19 protein-coding genes, 1 other RNA gene and 1 pseudogene are annotated in these 19400 nt (G+C 69.5%); 3 read left to right on the top strand and 18 right to left on the bottom strand.

Annotated features, from left to right (window positions below; all coding sequences use genetic code 11):
* Nucleotides 1–150: 150 nt before the first annotated feature.
* The 17 genes and pseudogenes from pal to J2847_RS01495 all read right to left on the bottom strand — a co-directional run bounded on the left by pal (nucleotide 151) and on the right by J2847_RS01495 (nucleotide 11545).
* On the bottom strand, nucleotides 151–618 hold the full coding sequence (gene pal / locus J2847_RS01570; protein ID WP_085556349.1) for a peptidoglycan-associated lipoprotein Pal: 468 nt from the start codon (nucleotides 616–618) through the stop codon (nucleotides 151–153).
* 171 nt (nucleotides 619–789) lie between these two features.
* The gene (gene tolB / locus J2847_RS01565) at nucleotides 790–2142 is read right to left on the bottom strand and encodes a Tol-Pal system beta propeller repeat protein TolB (protein WP_209776504.1); all 1353 of its coding nucleotides are present in this window, start codon (nucleotides 2140–2142) and stop codon (nucleotides 790–792) included.
* A gap of 1 nt (nucleotide 2143) precedes the next feature.
* Nucleotides 2144–3364: a hypothetical protein gene (locus J2847_RS01560; RefSeq protein ID WP_209776503.1), complete on the bottom strand. Its 1221-nt coding sequence runs from the start codon at nucleotides 3362–3364 to the stop codon at nucleotides 2144–2146.
* 15 nt (nucleotides 3365–3379) lie between these two features.
* Nucleotides 3380–3859 (bottom strand): protein TolR, encoded by a 480-nt coding sequence (gene tolR / locus J2847_RS01555; RefSeq protein ID WP_209776501.1) that lies wholly within the window; start codon nucleotides 3857–3859, stop codon nucleotides 3380–3382.
* 3 nt (nucleotides 3860–3862) lie between these two features.
* On the bottom strand, nucleotides 3863–4594 hold the full coding sequence (gene tolQ / locus J2847_RS01550) for a protein TolQ (protein WP_085556345.1): 732 nt from the start codon (nucleotides 4592–4594) through the stop codon (nucleotides 3863–3865).
* A gap of 5 nt (nucleotides 4595–4599) precedes the next feature.
* Nucleotides 4600–5112, bottom strand: coding sequence for a YbgC/FadM family acyl-CoA thioesterase (locus J2847_RS01545; protein ID WP_209776500.1), 513 nt, complete (start codon nucleotides 5110–5112; stop codon nucleotides 4600–4602).
* The gene (gene ruvB / locus J2847_RS01540) at nucleotides 5105–6181 is read right to left on the bottom strand and encodes a Holliday junction branch migration DNA helicase RuvB (RefSeq protein ID WP_209776498.1); all 1077 of its coding nucleotides are present in this window, start codon (nucleotides 6179–6181) and stop codon (nucleotides 5105–5107) included. The genes J2847_RS01545 and ruvB overlap by 8 nt, the downstream gene beginning before the upstream one ends.
* Entirely contained in the window at nucleotides 6178–6801 is a 624-nt protein-coding gene (gene ruvA / locus J2847_RS01535) for a Holliday junction branch migration protein RuvA (protein WP_209776496.1), read from the bottom strand. The genes ruvB and ruvA overlap by 4 nt, the downstream gene beginning before the upstream one ends.
* Entirely contained in the window at nucleotides 6798–7262 is a 465-nt protein-coding gene (locus J2847_RS33965; protein WP_411800556.1) for an endonuclease domain-containing protein, read from the bottom strand. The genes ruvA and J2847_RS33965 overlap by 4 nt, the downstream gene beginning before the upstream one ends.
* 48 nt (nucleotides 7263–7310) lie before the next feature.
* Nucleotides 7311–7853 (bottom strand): annotated as a pseudogene (gene ruvC, locus J2847_RS33960) (crossover junction endodeoxyribonuclease RuvC); the annotation flags it as partial.
* A 64-nt stretch (nucleotides 7854–7917) separates the two neighbouring features.
* Entirely contained in the window at nucleotides 7918–8670 is a 753-nt protein-coding gene (locus J2847_RS01525; RefSeq protein WP_085556341.1) for a YebC/PmpR family DNA-binding transcriptional regulator, read from the bottom strand.
* Nucleotides 8671–8867: 197 nt separating this feature from the next.
* Nucleotides 8868–9350: a DUF29 domain-containing protein gene (locus J2847_RS01520; RefSeq protein WP_209776493.1), complete on the bottom strand. Its 483-nt coding sequence runs from the start codon at nucleotides 9348–9350 to the stop codon at nucleotides 8868–8870.
* Nucleotides 9351–9369: 19 nt separating this feature from the next.
* Nucleotides 9370–10194 carry a TIGR00282 family metallophosphoesterase gene (locus J2847_RS01515; RefSeq protein ID WP_209776491.1) on the bottom strand — a complete coding sequence of 275 codons (825 nt, stop codon included), beginning with the start codon at nucleotides 10192–10194 and terminating at the stop codon, nucleotides 9370–9372.
* A 13-nt stretch (nucleotides 10195–10207) separates the two neighbouring features.
* Nucleotides 10208–10786, bottom strand: coding sequence for a 5-formyltetrahydrofolate cyclo-ligase (locus tag J2847_RS01510; RefSeq protein ID WP_209776489.1), 579 nt, complete (start codon nucleotides 10784–10786; stop codon nucleotides 10208–10210).
* Between the two features lie 38 nt (nucleotides 10787–10824).
* Nucleotides 10825–10988, bottom strand: a non-coding RNA gene (gene ssrS / locus J2847_RS01505) — 6S RNA.
* A gap of 13 nt (nucleotides 10989–11001) precedes the next feature.
* Nucleotides 11002–11316, bottom strand: a complete 315-nt coding sequence (locus tag J2847_RS01500; RefSeq protein WP_209776487.1) for a cell division protein ZapA — start codon at nucleotides 11314–11316, stop codon at nucleotides 11002–11004.
* Nucleotides 11317–11320: 4 nt separating this feature from the next.
* On the bottom strand, nucleotides 11321–11545 hold the full coding sequence (locus J2847_RS01495) for a hypothetical protein (protein ID WP_085556338.1): 225 nt from the start codon (nucleotides 11543–11545) through the stop codon (nucleotides 11321–11323).
* 333 nt (nucleotides 11546–11878) lie between these two features.
* Here J2847_RS01495 and tkt point away from each other — a divergent pair, with 333 nt between their 5' ends.
* Nucleotides 11879–13876, top strand: coding sequence for a transketolase (gene tkt, locus J2847_RS01490; RefSeq protein ID WP_209776486.1), 1998 nt, complete (start codon nucleotides 11879–11881; stop codon nucleotides 13874–13876).
* A 57-nt stretch (nucleotides 13877–13933) separates the two neighbouring features.
* Nucleotides 13934–14941: a type I glyceraldehyde-3-phosphate dehydrogenase gene (gene gap / locus J2847_RS01485; protein WP_209776484.1), complete on the top strand. Its 1008-nt coding sequence runs from the start codon at nucleotides 13934–13936 to the stop codon at nucleotides 14939–14941.
* 86 nt (nucleotides 14942–15027) lie between these two features.
* On the opposite strand, the gene J2847_RS01480 is transcribed toward gap, so the two are convergent.
* Nucleotides 15028–16695, bottom strand: coding sequence for a methyl-accepting chemotaxis protein (locus tag J2847_RS01480; protein ID WP_325169298.1), 1668 nt, complete (start codon nucleotides 16693–16695; stop codon nucleotides 15028–15030).
* 420 nt (nucleotides 16696–17115) lie between these two features.
* Here J2847_RS01480 and J2847_RS01475 point away from each other — a divergent pair, with 420 nt between their 5' ends.
* Entirely contained in the window at nucleotides 17116–19374 is a 2259-nt protein-coding gene (locus J2847_RS01475) for a tetratricopeptide repeat protein (protein WP_209776481.1), read from the top strand.
* Nucleotides 19375–19400: the final 26 nt, after the last annotated feature.

The raw sequence follows: 19400 nt of genomic DNA, 5'->3' as shown, positions 1-19400 counted from the left end.
GCGACGCGATGGCGCGTGTGTAGCAGAAGATCGCACGGCACGCATCGGGTGGATGCTGCGCCGAAGGTCTTAAAACCGCGCAAAGAAAAGGGCGCCGCCCCGGTGTCCCGGATGCGGCGCCCTTTTCACGGACCCGGACGGGTGCCGTCGTCAGTCGACGACGGTCACGCCGCGGCGGTTCTGCGACCAGGCGGCCTCGGTCGAACCGACGACGGCCGGCTTCTCCTTGCCGTAGGACACGACCTTGACGCGGTTCGGGCTGATGCCCTTGGCGGCCAGGTAGTTCTTCACCGAGTTGGCGCGGCGCTCACCCAGGGCGAGGTTGTACTCGCGGGTGCCGCGCTCGTCGGCGTGGCCTTCGATGGTGACGGTGACCGAGCCGTAGGTCTGGAGCCAGGTGGCCTGACGGTCCAGCGTGGCGCGGGCTTCCGGCGACAGGTCGATGCGGTCGAGGCCGAAGAAGACGCGGTCGCCGACGTTGACGGCCAGATCTTCCTGCGAGCCCGGACGGATCGAGGACTGGGTGCCCGTGGCGGCGCCGGTGTTGGCGTCCTTCGGAGCGGTTTCGCAGGCGGCGAGCAGCGCCACGGCGGCGAGAGCGAGGAACTTCATGCGCATGTTCAGGGACCCCTTAAACGACACTCGTTGATTTGGCCGGTTCTGGAACACGAGAGCCGCCGACTTCCGCCAGACCCCGACGGAAATCCCGACTTCCGACCCTTGTCTTGAGCATTGCTCCCGCGCCGCCGCAAAATAGGGCTACTCCCCTAGGGAATCAAGGGGCGACCTTTATGGAATCAGGGGCGACCAGGCCGGGTCCGAGGCGTCGAGCGGCGTGCTCACGCGGCGCTCGTTGGCGCCCGTGATGTCGATCGAATACAGCTTGGCGTTGCGGCCGCGCCCGTCACCCGACGGCAAGTCCTTGAAAAACATGATGACGCGGCCGTTGGGCGCCCAGGTCGGGCCTTCGACGTGGTACCCCTCGCTGAGGATACGCTCACCGGTCCCATCCGGACGGATTACGCCGATTGCAAAGCTGCTCCCCCGCTGGCGCGTGAAGGCGATCAGGTCGCCGCGCGGCGACCACACCGGCGTGCCGTAGCGGCCCTCGCCGAAGCTCAGCCGCTTCACGCCCGAACCGTCGGCGCCCATGATGTAGAGCTGCTGAGTGCCGCCACGGTCCGACTCGAAGACGATCTTCTGGCCGTCCGGCGAGTAGCTGGGGCCGGTGTCGATGCCGGGGGAGTCGGTCAGCTGGGTCTGGCGGCGGGTGCGCAGGTCCAGCGTGTAGATGTCGGTGTTGCCGTTCCGCGCCATGCTCATGACGACGCGGTTGCCGTCCGGCGAGAAGCGCGGCGCGAAGGTCATGCCGGGGAAGTCGCCCAGCACCTCCTGGCGGCCGGTGTCGATGTTGAACAGGTACACGCGCGGCTTCTTGTTGAAGTACGACATGTACGTGATTTCCTGGGTCGTCGGCGAGAAGCGCGGCGTCAGGACCAGGGTCTGCCCGTCGGTCAGGAACTGGTGGTTCTCACTGTCCTGATCCATGATGGCGAGCTGCTTCTTGCGCACGTTGGCCGGGCCGGATTCGGCCACATAGACGACGCGCGTGTCGAAATAGCCGTCCTCGCCGGTCAGCCGCTTGTAGATGGCGTCGGCGACGATGTGGGCGATGCGGCGCCATTCCTGCGGCGAGGCGGTGTAGCTCAGCCCGTGCATGTACTGGCCGGCGGCGACGTCCCACAGGCGGAAATCGACCTTCATGCGGCCGTCGCCGCCGGTCGTCGTGTTGCCGGCGACCAGCGCCTGGGCGCCCAGCGCCTTCCAGTCCTGGTAGCGCGGGTCGCCGCTGCGCAGCTGGTCGGGGGTCTGGAGGAAGCCGCGCGGGTCGAGCGGCCGGAACAGGCCCGAACGCTCCAGGTCGGCCGAGATCACCTTGGAGATGTCCGCGCCGAGCTGGGCGTCGCGGCCGCCGGAGCCGGCGAAGCTGGTGATGGCGATGGGCAGCGGTTCGACCACGCCCCGCGTGATGTCGATGCGCAACTCGGCGCGCGCCTCCTGCGGAGCGGCAACGCCGAGGGAGAGGAAAAGCGCGCCGGTCAGACCGGCGAACTTCAGCAGAAGCCTCGTCTTCGTCGTCATGTCAGAACATGTCCCTCGGGTCGAAATTGAACACGATGTAGCGCCAGCTTTCATAGGTCTCGGGCGTGAACTCGCTGGTCAGCAGCTCCAGCGGGCTGGAACGCTTGACCGCGCGCACCGCGGCGTCGGCCGACGCGCGGAAGGCGGCGTCGGTCATGTAGCGCGAGCGGTACTTCTCGTCGATGTAGGCCTGGATCACCGAGCGGTCGCGGCCGACCTCGACATGGATCTCGATCTGCATCGAGCCTGCGTCCTTGCGGCCGCTGTCGAAGTTCCAGTTCTTGCTGAGCTGTCCGCGGATGGCGTCCAGCGCCCGGCCCGACGGCTTGAACGGCTTGTCGGGACCGTTCACCGCCTTGGCAGCACCCGCCGGAGCCGCCGAGGCGGTCTTCTGGCTGGTCGGCTTGGCCGTGCTGTCCGATCTGGCCGAGGCCTTGCCGTCCGCCTTCGGGTCGTCCGAGGGCTTGATCTTGCCCACGTTGGCCAGAAGGTCGGACAGCGGATCGGTCTTGGCCGGCGCCTTTTCGGGCGGCTTGGCCGGCGCGTCCTTCTTCGGCTCGGCCTTCGCCACCTCCGGCTTGGCCGGTTCGGGCTTGGCCGGCTGCTTCGGCGGCTCCGGCTTGGCGGGCTCCGGTTTCGGCGGCTCGGGCTTCTTCGGTTCCGGCTTCGGGGGTTCGGGCTTGGGCGGCTCGGGCTTGGGCGGTTCCGGTTTGGGCGGCTCGGGCTTCGGGGGCTCGGGCGGCTTGGGCGGTTCCGGCTTCGGCTCCGGCTTGGGTTCCGGCGGCTTGGGCGTGGGGACGGGCGACGGCTCCGGCGTGGGAGGCGGCGGCGGTGGGGGCGGAGGTGGTGGCGGCGGAGGAGTCGGCGCCGGCTTGGGCGGCGTCGGCTCGCGCGGCGGCGGCGGCACCTGGGCGACCTTCGGCGGCTCCGGCGCCCGGGTGGGCGGCGGGGGCGGCGGCGGCGGTTCGTCCTCGTCGTCGGGCGGCGTCGGGGCGGGCGGCGCCGGCTTGGCCTCCGGCACCGGCGGGCGCGGCGCGGCGTTGGCCGGCTTCGGCTCGCCCTTCTCGACGCGGGCGGCCTGGGTGACCTCCCCCATCTCGACGATCTCGATGGGGATCGACGCGGCGATTTCGAGCTTGCGATCGCTGGGCGGCATGCCGAGCACCATCAGCGCGACAAGCGCGACGTGCAGCACGGCCGAGGCGATCAGGGGCTTGCGCATGGGTGGTCCGCCGCCTCAACGCACCGGCTTGGCGCCGACGCGCGCCGTGGACGCGGTCGGGCCGTTCGGCATCTCGGCGACCAGACCGACCTTCTTGAAGCCGGCGGCGCTCATCGTGCCCATGACCTCCAGCATCTTGCCGTAGGCGATGGTCCGGTCGCCGCGCACCAGGATGCGGGCCTCCGGGTTGTTCTCGGTCACGGCGATCAGCAGCGGCACCATGTTGGCCAGCTCGACCGGGGTCTCCTGGACGAAGACGCGCCCGTCGGTCTGCACCGTGACGAAAAGCGGATCCTTCTGCTGCTCCAGCGGCGCCGCGTTGGTCTTGGGCAGGTCGACCGGCACGCCGACGGTCAGCATCGGGGCGGCGACCATGAAGACGATCAGCAGAACCAGCATGACGTCGATGAAGGGCGTCATGTTGATCTCGGCCATCGCCCGGTAGCCGCGACGCTTGCCGCGGCCGTGGGATTTGCCTGCGAGTTGTCCGGCCATGGTTCAGGCGGCTCCCCGCTCCTCGAGGTGGCGGGACAGGATCGCCGAGAACTCGCCCGAGAAGGTGTCGAGCCGGTCGGCGTAGCGCCCCAGGTCGGTCGAGAACTTGTTGTAGGACAGCACCGCGGGAATGGCGGCCAGCAGGCCCATGGCGGTGGCGAACAGCGCCTCGGCGATGCCCGGCGCCACCACGGCGAGGCTGGTGTTGCCCGAGCCGGCGATCGAGGTGAAGCTGTTCATGATGCCCCAGACCGTGCCGAACAGCCCGATGAAGGGCGCCGTCGAGCCGACCGAGGCGAGAAAGGTCATGTAGCGCTCGGCCCGCGCCATCTCGCGGCCGATGGTGACGGCCATCACCCGCTCGACGCGCTGCTGGAGCGAGCCCTTCATGGTGCCGGCGATGCCGCGGTCGGCGGCGTGGCGCCATTCGCGCATGCCGGCGGCGAAGGTCGCCGCCATCGGGTCGGCCGGGTTCTGGCCAATGCGGTCGTACAGCGCGTCCAGCGAGCCGCCCGACCAGAAGCTCTCCTCGAAGGCGTCCGCCTGGGCGTTCAGCCGGCGGATGCGCATCAGCTTCTCGATGATGATCGCCCAGCACCAGACCGAGGCGACGACAAGCATCATCATCACGATCTTGACGACCGCGTCCGCCTGCCAGAACAGGCCAAGGATCGTGATCTCGTGCGCCGTCGCGGCGGCGTTGCCGGCCAGCTGGGCGGTTTGCAGGGCATCCATCGCAGTCAGTCTCGCGTTTGCGCTGTGGTTGTCGTATCGGGATGGGAAAGCTGGCGCCGGTGCAGGGCATCCATCGCCGCGCGCACCGCCTCCGGCAGGCGAACCGCCCGGCCGGCCGGGTTGATCGTCACCAGCTGGAGGTCGGCGCGCACGAGCGTCCGCCCGTCGCGCCGGATGGTTTGTGCAACTGCGAAGGAGGCACCGCGGATATCGGCGATTCGGGTGTCCACTTCAAGCGTGTCCTCAAGCTTGGCCGGGGCGGTAAAATCGATCGTCGCGCGCCGTACCGCAAATGACACACCTGTGACAACGCCCGACTCCGTTGTCACGCTTTTCGCCATCTCGGTCTGGCGGAAGCCGAGCAGGGTCAGCATCTCCGACCGCGCCCGCTCGGCGAAGCGCAGGTAGTTGGCGTGGTAGACGATGCCGCCGGCGTCGGTGTCCTCGTAATAGACCCGCAGCGGGAAGCGGTGCGACCCGTCCGCCGCGAACCAGCCGGAAAGCATGGGCTCATTCATCGCCGCCCTCCTCCGGCTCGGGCAGGCGGTCGAGCATGTCGAGCTGGCGCGCCGGGACGCTCGGCGGGTTGAGGCCGAGGTAGCGGAAGCCCTGGTCGGTCAGCATGCGGCCGCGCGGCGTCCGTTGCAGGAAGCCCTGCTGGATCAGGTAGGGCTCGACCACCTCCTCCAGCACGTCGCGCTGCTCGCCGAGCGCGGCCCCCAGCGTCTCGACGCCGACCGGGCCGCCGCCGTAGTTGGTGGCGACGAGGCCGAGATAGCGGCGGTCCATGCTGTCGAGGCCGAGCCGGTCGACCTCCAGCCGGGTGAGCGCCGCGTCGGCGACGCGCTTGTCGACCTCCGGCACGCCGGCGACGGCGGCGAAGTCGCGCACCCGGCGCAGCAGCCGTCCCGACACGCGCGGCGTCCCGCGCGCCCGGTTGGCGATCTCGCGCGCGCCCTCCGGCGTGATGCCCATGCCGAGCACCCCGGCGGCGCGCCGCACGATCAGCTCCAGCTCGTCCGGCTCGTAGAATTGCAGCCGCACCGGGATGCCGAAGCGCTCGCGCAAGGGGCGCGTGATCAGGCCGCTGCGGGTGGTGGCGCCGACCAGGGTGAAGGGCGGCAGGTCGATGCGGATCGACCGCGCCGACGGGCCTTCGCCAATGATGAGGTCGAGCTGGAAATCTTCCATGGCGGGATACAGCACCTCTTCCACGGCGGGATTAAGGCGGTGAATCTCGTCGATGAACAAAACGTCGTGGGGTTGCAGATTGGTCAGCAGGGCGGCGAGGTCGCCGGCCCGCGCGATCACCGGGCCGGAGGTGGCGCGGAAGCCGACCCCAAGCTCGCGGGCGACGATCTGCGCCAGCGTCGTCTTGCCCAGCCCCGGCGGACCGAACAGCAGCACATGATCGAGCGCCTCGTTGCGGGAGCGCGCGGCCTGGATGAAGATCGACAGGTTCTCGCGCGCCTGCCGCTGGCCGATGAACTCGGCGAGCGTCAACGGGCGGATCGAGGATTCGCCGCCGTCGCCGCTGCCTTGTCCCGGCTGGACCAGCCGGTCTGGGCCACCGGTGGGACCGGTCATTGGCTAAGCTCCTTCAAGCCTTGGCGGATCAGGTCGGACACCCCGGCATCGTCGCCCAGCACGCGCCCGGCGGCGACCACCGCGCCGAAGGCTTCCGAGCGGCCGTAGCCGAGATTGACCAGCGCCGACACCGCGTCGGCCAGCGCCGGGCTGGCGCCGGGAACCCCGGCGGGCGCGCCCTTGCCGGCGGGGGCCGACGTCGCGGCGGGGCCGAGCGCCAGATTGCCGACCTTGTCCTTGAGTTCGTTGAGGATACGGGCCGCCACCTTCGGCCCGACGCCGTCGGCGCGGATCAGCGCGGTCTTGTCCTGCGACGCGATGGCGCGGGTGAGCTGGTCGGGATCGAGGATGCCGAGGATCGACAGCGCCAGCCGGGCGCCGACGCCCTGGATGGTGGTCAGCAGCTTGAACCACTCGCGCTCGCCCTGGTCGGCGAAGCCGTGCAGGACGATGCGCTCCTCGCGGATGAAGGTCTCGACGACCAGCGAGGCGCGCTCGCCGACCGCGAGGCGCGACAAGGTGCGGTTGGAGCAGGACAGCAGGTAGCCGACCCCGTTCACGTCGAGGATGAGCCAGTCGGTCCCGGTGGAATCGACGATGCCGGTCAGTTTGGCGATCATGCGCGCTCGTCCTCCAAATCCCTCTCCCGCCCCGGGAGAGGGTGGCCCGCAGGGCCGGGTGAGGGGCTATCGGTGGCGACCGGCCGCCGCAGAACCGAGGTTTCGTCGAGCCGCGCCTTGATGGCGGTGAGCACGCCTTCGAGATTGTCAGCCACGTCGTTGTTCCAGAAGCGGAGAATGCGGAAGCCCGCCTGTTCCAGAAGCTTGGCGCGTCGCGCGTCGTGCGCGGCGGTCTGCTCGGCGTGCTGGCCGCCGTCGAGTTCGACGATCAGCCGGTGATCGTGCGACACGAAATCGACGGTGAAACCAAAGATCGGCTCTTGGCGGCGGAATTTGGCGCCGAGCTGGGTGTTGCGCAGCCGTTGCCACAGGAGCTTTTCCACATCGGTGGAGTCGCGGCGCAGGACTCGGGCGCGTTCAGTTTCCCACGGGGTGGGGTAGCGCTTGGCCTGGGTGGGCAGGCGTGCAGCGGCCGATAGCCCCTCACCCTCCCCGCCTTCGGCGGGTCCCCTCCCTCTCCCGGGACGGGAGAGGGCATCGTTCCGCCGCCACATCGCCCAGCTCGACCTATGGTGGGCGTGGCAGATCGCCACGGCCAGGGCGTCGGCGGCGTCGGGGGTGGTGATCTCGCAGCCGGGAAGCAGCAGGCGGACCATCGTCTGCACCTGCGCCTTCTCGGCCCGGCCCTGCCCGACCACCGCCTTCTTCACCATGTTGTTGGCGTATTCCGCCACCGCCAGACCGGCCAGCGCCGGCACCAGCAGAGCCACCGCGCGGGCCTGCCCCAGCTTGAGCGTCGAGACGGCGTTGGCGTTGACGAAGGTCTCCTCGACCGCCGCCTCGTCGGGGCCGTAGCGCTCCAGCACCGCCGTCAGGGCGTCGTGAAGCTGCACCAGCCGCTCGGCGAGCGAACAATTGGCGTCGGAATGAACGGCGCCGTCGGCGACATGGCTCAGGCGGTTGCCCGCCACGTCGATGATTCCCCAGCCGGTGTGTCGCAGGCCGGGATCGAGCCCCAGCAGGCGGACCCGCGATGAAGTGGGCGAAGGCATCGCCATTCCGTCCCGTCCGGCCTGCGCAAACACAGCCCCGATCTCCCGCCGCTCGGCCCGGTCGTCAGGCCGTCAGCTTCTGCATCAGCTCGTCGGAGATGTCGAAGTTGCCCTCGACCACCTGGACGTCGTCGTTGTCCTCCAGCACGTCGATCAGCTTCAGCAGGCTGGCGGCGGCGTCCTCGGACGGGGCCACCGTGTTGAGCGGACGCCAGGTCAGCCGCGCGCTCTCCGGCGCGCCGAACTTGGCCTCCAGCGCGTCGCGGACCGTGCCGAAGCTCTCCACCGCGGTGGTCACCTCATGGCCGTTCTCGTCGGATTCGACGTTGTCGGCGCCGGCCTCAAGCGCGACCTCGAACATCGCGTCGGCGTCCGCCGACGCGGCCGGGTAGTAGATGGCGCCGATGCGGTTGAACATGAAGTTGACCGAACCGGTCTCGCCCAGGCTGCCACCATGCTTGGTGAAGGCGGAGCGCACTTCGGACGCGGTGCGGTTGCGGTTGTCGGTCAGCGCCTCGACGATCAGCGCGGTGCCGCCGGGACCGTAGCCCTCGTACCGCACCTCCTCGTAGTTGGTGTCGTCGCCGCCGCCGGGCGTGCCCTGCTTGATGGCGCGGTCGATGCGGTCACGCGGCATGTTCTGCTGGCGACCGGCCAGGATGGCGGCGCGCAGGCGCGGGTTGGCCGCCGGGTCGGGAAGCCCCGACTTGGCCGCCACGGTGATCTCGCGGGCGAGCTTGTTGAAGATCTTGGACCGCTTGGCGTCCTGCGCGCCCTTGCGGTGCATGATGTTCTTGAACTGGGAATGACCGGCCATGGGTCGAACGAGCCTCGGACAAAGAGCGGGTTAAATCGGCGGGTGGCCGCACGACACATGTAACAGGTCCGCAACGCCACCGCACGCGTTCGGCGCGGAGACGACACCCACCGGATTAGAAAGTCAATATGGCGAGATTGCGGCGTGACCCGGGCCGTTCGGCGCAACAGGCGGCGGACGTTGCCCCGGCGCCACGACTACCGGGGCAGCCCGTGCTGGTTGGCGGGCCAGAAACCGTCGTCCAGGAGTTCGGCGAGCGCGTAGGGGCACTCGCGCGGCAATTCCCTCTCGAAGATGCCGTCGGCCTCCAGCCCATCGGCCGCGTCCCGCCGACCATCCGCCCAGGCATCGGCAAGGAAGCCGTCGCCCCCGGCCTTCAGGCTCGGGCTCTCCCGAAACACACGCGCCAAACCCTTTCGCTGCTGGATCACGGACCGCCGGCATCCCGCACGCGGCGCCTCGGCCGGGGACAGCTCCAGCTTCAGCAGATGCTCGATGATGCGAGCCAGCCGGCTGACGACCTCGCGCTTGTCGCTGCGCCCCATGCTCTCGATTTCCTCGGCGAGGTTCTCCCAATCCAGCGGCAGGTTGGTTCCCGACGCGGCGGCCTCGCGCAGACGAGCGGCCTGCTCCATGGCCCAGGCGTGGAAATCATCGTCGTACTTGGCTTGGAAACCCATTGGATGGCCCTCCTCCCCGTTACTGATTCCGCTCCGGCACCGTCTGGCTCAGGCGACCGCCCAACCGCAGCGGCTCGATGCGCAGCGCCAGCCCGGTGCGGTCGTCGGTCTCCACGTAGCAGCCGCAGACGGTGCCCTCGCCCTCGGCCGGCGACAGGCGCTCGGTCGGCAGCTTGCGCACCATCTTGGCCATGGCGATCTCCTTCTTCATGCCGATGGCGCTGTCGTAGTCGCCGCACATGCCGGCGTCGGTCTGGTAGGCGGTGCCCTTGGGCAGGACGACATGGTCGGCGGTCGGCACATGGCTGTGCGTGCCGACCACCAGCGAGGCGCGGCCGTCGCAGAAATGGCCCATGATCATCTTCTCGCTGGTCGCCTCGCCATGGACGTCGATCAGGATCGCGTCCACGCCGCCAGCCCCCAGCCGGTGCGCCTTCAGCACGCGGTCGACCGCCGCGAAGGGGTCGTCCATCGGCTCCATGAACAGGCGCAGCAGCACGTTGACCACCAGCACCTTGCGCCCGCCGCGCGCCTGGAGCAGCACGAAGCCGCGCCCCGGCGTGCCCTCCGGGTAGTTGACCGGCCGGACGATGCGCGGCTGCTGCTCGATGGTGCCGACCAGCTCCTTCTGGTCCCAGGTGTGGTTTCCCAGCGTCACCACGTCGATGCCGGCGGCGAAGAACTCCTCGGCGATCTTGACGGTGACGCCGTAGCCGCCGGCGGCGTTCTCGCCGTTGACCACGGTCAGGTCGGGGTCGAGCCGCTCGCGCAGCGCCGGCATGTGCGCGATCACCGCGTCGCGCCCGGCCCGCCCAACCACATCGCCGAAAAAGAGAATACGCATCGTCCCGTCCGCCTCATCCACCAATGCGGAGCGTCTCGCGCTCCGTCACGATCCAATCCAGCCGCTCGTCGTGATCGGCGCTCGGCACCGTCGCGACCTCCTGCGCGGCGAAGGCGACCCCCACCGCCAGCACCGGCCCCGCCGCCCGCAGCACGTCCAGCGTCCGGTCGTAATAACCGGCGCCGTAGCCCAGCCGATGCCCGCCGCGGTCGAAGGCCAGCAGCGGCACCAGCAGCACCGACGGGTGCGGCACGACCGCCCGCCCCTCCCCCGGCTCCAGGATGCCGTAGCGACCGGCCACCGCCGGCTCGTCCGGGTCCCAGTCGCGGAACAGAAGCGCCGTGCCGCGCGGTCCGGAGACCGGCAGCGCCACGCCGTGCCCAAGGGTCCTAAGATGGATCAAAGCCGGCCGCGCGTCGAGTTCCGAACCGAGCGGCCAGTAGCCCCCGACCACGCCCGGCGGCAGGCCGAGCCCGGCCACGCGGTCGCGCACCGCCAGCGCGGCCCGCTCGCGGAAAGACCCGTCGGCGATGGCGTCGCGCACGGCGCGCGCCTGTCTGCGGGCGGCGTCCTTGCCTTGCGGATCGGTCATCGTCGGATGATGCGGGGATGATCGGGAAAAGGAGGGCGGAAGGCGCCGCCTCGGCCGGTGGCCATGTGCCTATCCTCCATGGCCTGCATGAGCAGGTGGGCGCCGTGTACCCGGACCAAGGGTTCGGACAGGGACAGCTCCCTAGAGATCAAGGTTATCGGCCCTGGGGATTATTGCAGCCTGTCGAACCAGGCAGCGACCTTCCGTTTACCAATCTAGGCGCGTTCGAGCCGCGCGGCAACCTCTTCGATGCGTTTCGCGACGTGATCGATGCCGGAGGCGACCTCCGCCTCGTCGATCGCCGATTTGGCGGTGATGCCGCGCCCGGCCATCACGTCCTGCAACTCGTCGGCCAGCACGAGGCAGGTCATCAGCATCATCTGCGCCTCCGACCCGCTCTTGCCGCCGCCGGTCAGCTGCTTCAGCCGGCCGTCCACATAGTCGGCGAGCTCCCTCAGGCGGCGCTCCTGCCCGTCCTCGCACAGCATGCGGTAGGCGCGTCCGTTCACCTCGATGTCGACCTGGGCCATGGGGTCAGCTCTCCAGCACCTGTTCCAGACGACCGATGGCGACCTCCAGCCGCTGCGACACGGTTTCGGCGGTGGCCTGGGCGGTCGCCCGATCGGCGCGCGCCGTCTCCAGCGCGCGGGTCAGCTCCTGGTCGCGCCGGGCGACGCGCTCCTCGCGGGCCGCCGCCGCGTGTTCCAGCCGATCGACGGCCTTGCCCAAGCGCTCCAGCGCCGCTTTCAGCGTATCCATACAGCGAAGACCTTCGAACCGGATTGGGCGTCCCGCACGCGCCGTTCTGGCGCGGAAGTGGTAAAGGTGGGGTGGGCGGACGGACCCGTCAACGGCAAATCCGGTGCGGCCGATCGGCCCACCCCCGCCCCCTGCCCCACCCCTGCCCCCACCCCTCCCCCCGGCCCCGCTCCTGCTGACGCCCCTGTCCGAGCCGAAACCCTCCCATTCGCATGTTGACCTTGGGCCTAGGCTTCTGCATGGTGCGCGCGTTTCACGGAGCCTTGACAGGCGCCCGTGCATCTGCCGTTGCCCTTCCCTGCTTCGCGCGCCCGACTCCAGGAAAACGCCCCGATGTCCGCTGAGACCTCCGCCCAGCCCTCCCTCCACACGATGGCCAGCGCAATCCGCGCCCTCGCCATGGACGCGGTCGAGGCCGCGAAGTCCGGCCATCCGGGCATGCCGATGGGCATGGCCGACGTCGCGACGGTGCTGTTCACCAAGTTCCTGAAGTTCGACCCGAAGAACCCGACCTGGGCCGACCGCGACCGCTTCGTGCTGTCGGCCGGCCATGGCTCGATGCTGATCTACGCGCTGGCCTACCTGACCGGCTATGAGCGGATGACCATCGACCAGCTGAGGAACTTCCGCCAGCTCGGCAGCCTGACCCCCGGCCACCCGGAGGTCGATCCGACCCTGGGCATCGAGATGACCACCGGCCCGCTCGGCCAGGGCGTCTCGACCGCCGTCGGCATGGCGCTGGCCGAGCGGATCACCAACGCCCGCTTCGGCGACGCCCTGGTCGACCACTTCACCTACGTCATCGCGTCCGACGGCGACCTGATGGAGGGCGTCAGCCACGAGGCCTGCTCGCTGGCCGGCCATCTCGGGCTGAACCGCCTGATCGTGCTGTGGGACGACAACCACATCTCGATCGACGGCTCGACCGACCTCAGCTTCACCGACGACACCCCGGCGCGCTTCCGCTCCTACGGCTGGAACACGATTTCGGTCGACGGCCACGACACCGACGCCGTCGCCAAGGCGATCGCCGCCGCGCAGACCTCGACCGACAAGCCGACGCTGATCGCCTGCCGCACCATCATCGGCAAGGGCGCGCCGAACAAGGCCAACACCCACGGCTGCCACGGCTCGCCGCTGGGCGCCGACGAGGTCGCCGCGACCCGCGAGGCGATCGGCTGGACCCACGAGCCCTTCGTGATCCCCGACGACGTGCTGTCCGCCTGGCGCGCCGCCGGCACCCGCAGCGCCGGCGCCTTCCAGGGCTGGAGCGAGCGCTTCGCCGCCCTCGACGCGGCCGTCGCCAAGCAGTTCACGCAGGCCGTCGACCGCGGCGTTCCCGCCGGCCTCGCCGACACCATCGTCGCGCTGAAGGAGAAGATCAGCGCCGACAAGCCGAGCTGGGCGACCCGCGTCGCCTCGGGCAACGTGCTCGACGCGCTGGTCCCAGCCATCCCCGAGATGATCGGTGGCTCGGCCGACCTGACGCCGTCGAACAACACCAAGGCGAAGAACACCGCCGACGTGACGGGCCGTGGGGAGTTCAACGGCCGCTACGTCCGCTACGGCGTGCGCGAGCACGGCATGGCGACCGTCATGAACGGCATGGCGCTGCACGGCGGCGTCATCCCCTACGGCGGCACCTTCATGCAGTTCGCCGACTACTGCCGCCCGGCGATCCGCCTCGCCGCGCTGATGAAGCAGCGCACGGTCTTCGTGATGACCCACGACTCGATCGGTCTCGGCGAGGACGGCCCGACCCACCAGCCGGTCGAGCATCTGGCGGCCCTGCGCGCCATCCCCAACCTGCTGGTGCTGCGCCCCGGCGACGCGGTCGAGACCGCCGAGTGCTGGCAGATCGCCCTTGAGGCGACCGGCACCCCGTCGGTGCTGGCGCTGACCCGCCAGAACGTGCCGACGCTGCGCACCGAGCACACCGCCGAGAACCGCAGCGCCCGCGGCGCCTATGTCCTGGCCGAGGCCGAGGGCGAGCGCAAGGCGACCATCCTCGCCACCGGCTCCGAGGTCTCGCTCGCCATGGAGGCCCGCAAGGCGCTTCAGGCCGAAGGCGTAGGCACCGCCGTCGTGTCTATGCCGAGTTGGGAGCTGTTCGCCGCCCAGGACGACGCGTACAAGGCCTCCGTGCTCGGCACCGGCGTCCGCGTCGGCGTCGAGGCGGCGATCCGTCTGGGCTGGGACCGCTGGCTGGGCGACAAGGGCGCCTTCGTCGGCATGACCGGCTTCGGCGAATCGGCGCCCTACCAGGAACTCTACAAGCATTTCGGCATCACCGCCGAAGCCGTCGTCGCCGCCGTCAAGGCGCGTCTCTGAGAGAAGCGGGGCGTACTGCCTGACTTGGGCGCCCCACAGTTCAAACTGGAGGAAGAAATGGCTGTTCGGGTAGCGATCAACGGTTTTGGCCGCATCGGCCGTCTGGTTCTGCGCGCCATCTACGAGAGCGGCCGCAAGGACGTGGAGGTCGTGGCGATCAACGACCTCGCCGACCTCAAGGCCAACGCGCATCTGCTGAAGTACGACAGCGTCCACGGCCGCTTCCCCGGCACCATCGAGACCCGCGACGGCGTCCTGGTCGTCAACGGCCACGAGATCAAGGTCGTGCAGGAGCGTGATCCGGCCAAGCTGCCCTGGAAGGATCTGAACGTCCAGATCGCCCTGGAATGCTCGGGCATCTTCACCAAGCGCGCCGACGCCGCCAAGCACCTGGAAGCGGGCGCCGAGAAGGTCCTGATCTCCGCCCCGGCGACCGACGAGGACATCACGGTCGTCTACGGCGTGAACCACGACCAGCTCAAGGCCGAGCACCGCATCGTCTCGAACGCGTCGTGCACCACCAACTGCCTGGCGCCGGTGGCGCACGTGCTCCACAACCTCGTGGGCATCGAGAAGGGCTTCATGACGACGATCCACTCCTACACGGGTGACCAGCGCATCGTCGACACCAACCACAAGGACCTGCACCGCGCCCGCGCGGCGGCCCTGAACATGATCCCGACCTCGACCGGCGCGGCCAAGGCCGTCGGCAAGGTCCTGCCGGAACTGAAGGGCAAGCTGGACGGCACCGCCATGCGCGTCCCGACCCCGAACGTCTCGGTCGTCGACTTCAAGTTCACCGCCAAGCGCGCCACCTCGGTGGAGGAGATCAATAAGGCGATCTCCGAGGCGTCGAACGGCGCGCTGAAGAATGTGCTGGGCGCCTACACGGAAGAGCTGGTCTCGACCGACTTCAACCACGACCCGCACAGCTCGATCTTCGCGCTGAACGAGACCAAGGTCATCGACGGCAACTTCGTCCGCATCATGACCTGGTACGACAACGAGTGGGGCTTCTCGAACCGCATGAGCGACACCGCCGTCGCCATGGCGAACGCGAAGTAAGCGTCTCCGGTCCGCCGGAAACGAAAAGGGCGCCCTCCTCGCGGGGGGCGCCCTTTCCGTTTGTCCGTCCGGAGGAACCGGCGCGCCTACGCCGCGCGGACGGTGTCGAGGAAGCTGGCCACCTGGGTCTTCAGGCTGTCCGCCTGCCCCGACAGCGTGCCGAGCGCGTCCACCAGTTCGCGCGCGGTGCGGCCGCTCTGGTCCGACGCCACGGTGACGCCGGCGATGCTCGACGACACCTCGCCGGTGCCGGCGGCGGCCTGCTGGACACTGCGCGAGATCTCGGCGGTCGCCGCGTTCTGCTCCTCGACGGCGGCGGAAATCGCGGTGGCGATGCCGCTCAACCGGTCGATGACCGACGCGACGCTCTGGATCTCCGCCACCGCCTGGCCGGTCACCGCCTGGATGCCGCTCATCTGGCCGCCGATCTCGTCGGTGGCCTTCGCCGTCTGGTTGGCCAGCGCCTTCACCTCGCTCGCCACGACGGCGAAGCCCTTGCCGGCCTCCCCGGCACGGGCCGCTTCGATCGTCGCGTTCAGCGCCAGCAGGTTGGTCTGGCCGGCGATCGAGTTGATCAGACCGACCACGGTGCCGATCCGGCCCACCGCGTCGGCGAGGCTGCCGATGCGGCTGTTGGCCTGCTGCGCCAGCCCGACCGCCTCGGCCGCCACGCGGCTGGCCTCGGACACCTGCTGGCCGATCTCGACGATGGAGCTTGAGAGCTGCTGCGAGGCCGAGGCGACGGTCTGCACGTTGGCCGCCGTGGTGTCGCTGGCCGAGGCGACCACGGTCGCCAGACGGTTCGTCTGGTCGGCCGCCTGCGACATGGCGCGGACCTTGCGGTCCAGTTCCTCGGTGGTCGCGGCGACCGTCCGGATCATGCCGCCGACGGATCCCTCGAAACCGTTCGCCAGCCGGTCCATCGCCTGGCGCTTGTCCTGCTCGGCGCGGCGGGCGTGCTCGGCCTGAGCGGCCTCCAGCCGCTGGCGGGCCGCGGCGTTCTCCTTGAACACCTGGACGGCGCGCCCCATGTCGCCCAGCTCGTCGGGGCGGTCGGCTTCCGGAACGGCGACCGACAGGTCGCCCTGCGACAGCGCGTTCATCGCGCCGGACAGGCGGCGGATGCGGACGCTGATACCGTGGCCGACCAGCGCGATCAACCCGACCACCGGCAGCGCCAGACCGCCGACGATGCCGAGCACCGTCCACAGCGTCCCCCGGAAGCGGGTGTCGAGATCGTCGATGTAGACGCCGGTGCCGATCAGCAGTTGCCAGGGTTCGAACATCCTGACGTAGCTCAGCTTCGGCAGGGGAAGGTCGCTGTTCGCCTTCGGGTACATATACTCGACGAAGCCCTCGCCCTTCGTCCGCGCGGTGTCGACCAGTTCGCGGATGAAGTGGACCCCGTTGGAATCCTTGTTCTCGCGCTGGTCCTTGCCGACCATGTCCGGGCGGATCGGATGGACGACGGCCTGGTAATCCAGGTTGTAGACGAAGATGTAGTCCTTGCCGTTGTAGAACATGCTGTCGAGGTTGGCCTTGAAGCGTTGAAGCGCCTCCGCACGCGTCAGCTTTCCGGCCTTGATCTCGGCCTCGTAGCTGCCGGCAAGCCCATGGGCGGTCTGCACGACGAAACGCAGCGCCTCCTTCCGGTCCTCTTGGAGGCTTTGCTTGTTCATCCACAGCGCCGCTCCGGCGATGCCGATCGACGCGATGGCGGCCAGAACGACGAGCGCCCAGAGCTTCGCCCGCAATGTAAGTCTCAATCCGCCCACGGCGCACCCCAACGGTCACGATTTCGCAGGTGCCGCACGCAAGGGCGATGCCAGCGCCCCATGCGGTGCGGCATGAAAGCGGCGGTCGCGGAAAACCGTCAAAGCCCCGGCCAGGCAACCGATCAAAGGCAATAGGACTTTCGCACGATGCGAAAGTCCCGATTCCGCACTGCAAACAGCGTCGCAAAATGCAAAGGGGCAGCCGGCCCGAATTGCCGACCGGCGGTGCGGTCGCGGCATGGGCGACCTTACTGCCGAGCACGGGCTTCCCATGGCTGGCGAAACGCCGCATCGGTCCACATCCCCCTGCAAGGAGAACTCTCGGCATTTCCCAATACCCGGAGGTTTTCATTCGTTTATATTATTGAAATCATCCGACCGGAGCGTCCGTCCATCACCATGGCCACCATCAGCGAAGCCCTTAGGACCGCCCTGGAGTTCCATGGCGCTGGACGGCAGGACGAGGCGATGGCGCTGTGCGACCGCATCCTGGCCGTCGATCCGAACCACGGGCCCACGCTCTACTTCGCCGGCACGCTGCTGTGCCAGCTTGCCCGCTTCGACGAAGCCCGGAGCCTGCTGGTGCGGGCGGTGGCGCAGGACCCCGGCCTGATCCCGGCGCACGACAATCTGGCGAAGATCGACGCCGGCGCCGGCGACTGGGCCAATGCCCTGGCATCCTCGCGCCGTGTCATCGCGCTCGCTCCCGCCGACGCCGCAGCCTGGGACCTGCTGGGGACGGCGGCGCATCGTGGTGGACGGAGCGACGCCGCCATCGCCGCCCTGCAACGCGCCCATCGTCTGGCCCCCGGCACGAACCACCAGAAGCTCGGCGTTCTTCTCTTCGAACGTGGCCGTTCTCACCTTGAGGCCCGGAGAAACGAGCGGGCGTTGTCCGACCTGACAGCGGCGGCCTCCCTGCTCCCGTTCGACGCCGATTTGGGCTTCGCGCGGGCCGTGGCGCTGACTGAGCTTGGCCGAACCGCCGACGGAATCGCCCTATGCCGACGCCTGACGGCCTGGAATCCGGCAACCGCCCCTCTCCTGCACGTCCTCGGTCTCGCCCTGACGAAGACCGGGCGCGTCGACGACGGCAAGAGCATCCTACGGCGCGCCAGCGTTCTCGACCCCGACAACCCGGACCCGTGCGAGGCGCTGGCGATGGCGTTCGACGGCGATGATCCGGAAGAGGCGCTCTCCTGGTCGACCCGCGCCCTGTCGCTCAAGCTGCGCGCCATTCCGCCAGCGCCCTCCGAACCTTTGCCGGAATCGGCGGCCGGCCGCACGCTCGACGTGGTCAGCTTCAGCCTGTGGGGATCGCTGGAAATCTACTGCGGCGGCGCGATCGACAACGCGCGGCGCATCGCGCGCGACCTGCCGGACTGGCGCTGCCGCTTCTACCACGACGATTCGGTGCCCGCCCACATCCTGGCCGAACTGGCGTCCCTGGGCGCCGAACTCGTCGGGATGCCGCGCAACGCCGTCTCCGGGCAAGGGTTGTTCTGGCGCTTCCTCGCCGCCGACGATCCGAAGGTGCGGCGCTTCCTGTGCCGGGACTGCGATTCACGGATCACCGCGCGCGAACGCGCGGCCTTGCGGGAATGGCTGGAATCCGGGCTGCCCTTCCACGCCATGCGCGACCACGTCATGCACATGGAGCCGATCCAGGGAGGGCTGTGGGGCGGCACCGCCGGGCTGCTGCCACCGGTCGGCTCCACCATCGACGCCTTCACGGCCAACCGTTCGAGCCGGTGGAACGATCAGCATTTTCTGGCGGAGTGGCTGTGGCCGCGCGTCGTCGACCGGATCCTGGTGCATGACGGCGTGCATGGAGCCCTGGGCCGCCCTTTCCCGGAACCGGTGGCGCCCGGCGAGTCCCACGTCGGCGCCAAGCTGGTCCATGTGGTCCGCCTGCCGGAAATGGACGCCGCCGGAACCGATTCCTGGATGGAGGCCACCGGGCGGCACGGTCGTCTCGCCTTCCCGGAACACGCCCCGCACATCGGCCTTTCCCTCGACACGCTGGGTGAATGGCTGGAGATCGAGGCCGCGCTGTGCGCCCGCTACCTGAAGCCGGGCGGCGTGGCGCTGGACACCGGCGCGGGGACCGGTGCCCACGCCCTGGCCTTCGCGCGCGCCGCCGGGCCGCAGGGCCATGTCGTGGCGATCGAGCCATCCCCTTCCCTGTTCGCCGGACTGGAGCGCAGCCTCGCGCTGAATCCGGACGTTTCCGTCACGGCTCGCCGGACCCTGCCCGATGGGCTGGGCGACGACGGGTTGGCCGGACGTCCGGCCGGCCGACGCATCGCTCTGGTGCGGGCCACGCTGACCGGCCCGCCGCTGGATCCGCTCGTCCTGGAGGGCCTCGCCTCCCATCGGCCGGTCTTCTATTTCCGGGTCGCCGCCGACGCCGCGCTGCCCAACGCCATGGCCCGGCTCAAGCCGCTGGGGTATCGTCTGTGGTGGCACATCGCGCCGGTCTTCAATCCGGCCAACCGGAACGGGCGGACGGGCAACCCGTTCCCGGGGCTGGTGACCGTCAACGCGCTGGCCCTGCCGGACGGACACGGCGACGTTCCGTCGCGTCTCGTGCCGATCGGCACGGACGGCGCGTCCTGGCGGGATGCGGTCTGGCGGCTTGCCTGCGACGGAGGGTGACGATGGCGGGGATGATGGCGGAGACG

Source organism: Azospirillum agricola, from assembly GCF_017876095.1.
GTDB classification, from domain to species: Bacteria; Pseudomonadota; Alphaproteobacteria; order Azospirillales; family Azospirillaceae; genus Azospirillum; species Azospirillum agricola.
Note: the sequence above shows the minus strand (reverse complement) of the source record. Positions and strands in the feature narration are given on the sequence as shown.

Bases quoted from the DNA above. Each gene is read 5' to 3' on its own strand.
- pal (WP_085556349.1), bottom strand. From the start codon at position 618: ATGCGCATGAAGTTCCTCGCTCTCGCCGCCGTGGCGCTGCTCGCCGCC.
- tolB (WP_209776504.1), bottom strand. From the start codon at position 2,142: ATGACGACGAAGACGAGGCTTCTGCTGAAGTTCGCCGGTCTGACCGGC.
- J2847_RS01560 (WP_209776503.1), bottom strand. From the start codon at position 3,364: ATGCGCAAGCCCCTGATCGCCTCGGCCGTGCTGCACGTCGCGCTTGTC.
- tolR (WP_209776501.1), bottom strand. From the start codon at position 3,859: ATGGCCGGACAACTCGCAGGCAAATCCCACGGCCGCGGCAAGCGTCGC.
- tolQ (WP_085556345.1), bottom strand. From the start codon at position 4,594: ATGGATGCCCTGCAAACCGCCCAGCTGGCCGGCAACGCCGCCGCGACG.
- J2847_RS01545 (WP_209776500.1), bottom strand. From the start codon at position 5,112: ATGAATGAGCCCATGCTTTCCGGCTGGTTCGCGGCGGACGGGTCGCAC.
- ruvB (WP_209776498.1), bottom strand. From the start codon at position 6,181: ATGACCGGTCCCACCGGTGGCCCAGACCGGCTGGTCCAGCCGGGACAA.
- ruvA (WP_209776496.1), bottom strand. From the start codon at position 6,801: ATGATCGCCAAACTGACCGGCATCGTCGATTCCACCGGGACCGACTGG.
- J2847_RS01525 (WP_085556341.1), bottom strand. From the start codon at position 8,670: ATGGCCGGTCATTCCCAGTTCAAGAACATCATGCACCGCAAGGGCGCG.
- J2847_RS01520 (WP_209776493.1), bottom strand. From the start codon at position 9,350: ATGGGTTTCCAAGCCAAGTACGACGATGATTTCCACGCCTGGGCCATG.
- J2847_RS01515 (WP_209776491.1), bottom strand. From the start codon at position 10,194: ATGCGTATTCTCTTTTTCGGCGATGTGGTTGGGCGGGCCGGGCGCGAC.
- J2847_RS01510 (WP_209776489.1), bottom strand. From the start codon at position 10,786: ATGACCGATCCGCAAGGCAAGGACGCCGCCCGCAGACAGGCGCGCGCC.
- J2847_RS01500 (WP_209776487.1), bottom strand. From the start codon at position 11,316: ATGGCCCAGGTCGACATCGAGGTGAACGGACGCGCCTACCGCATGCTG.
- J2847_RS01495 (WP_085556338.1), bottom strand. From the start codon at position 11,545: ATGGATACGCTGAAAGCGGCGCTGGAGCGCTTGGGCAAGGCCGTCGAT.
- tkt (WP_209776486.1), top strand. From the start codon at position 11,879: ATGTCCGCTGAGACCTCCGCCCAGCCCTCCCTCCACACGATGGCCAGC.
- gap (WP_209776484.1), top strand. From the start codon at position 13,934: ATGGCTGTTCGGGTAGCGATCAACGGTTTTGGCCGCATCGGCCGTCTG.
- J2847_RS01475 (WP_209776481.1), top strand. From the start codon at position 17,116: ATGGCCACCATCAGCGAAGCCCTTAGGACCGCCCTGGAGTTCCATGGC.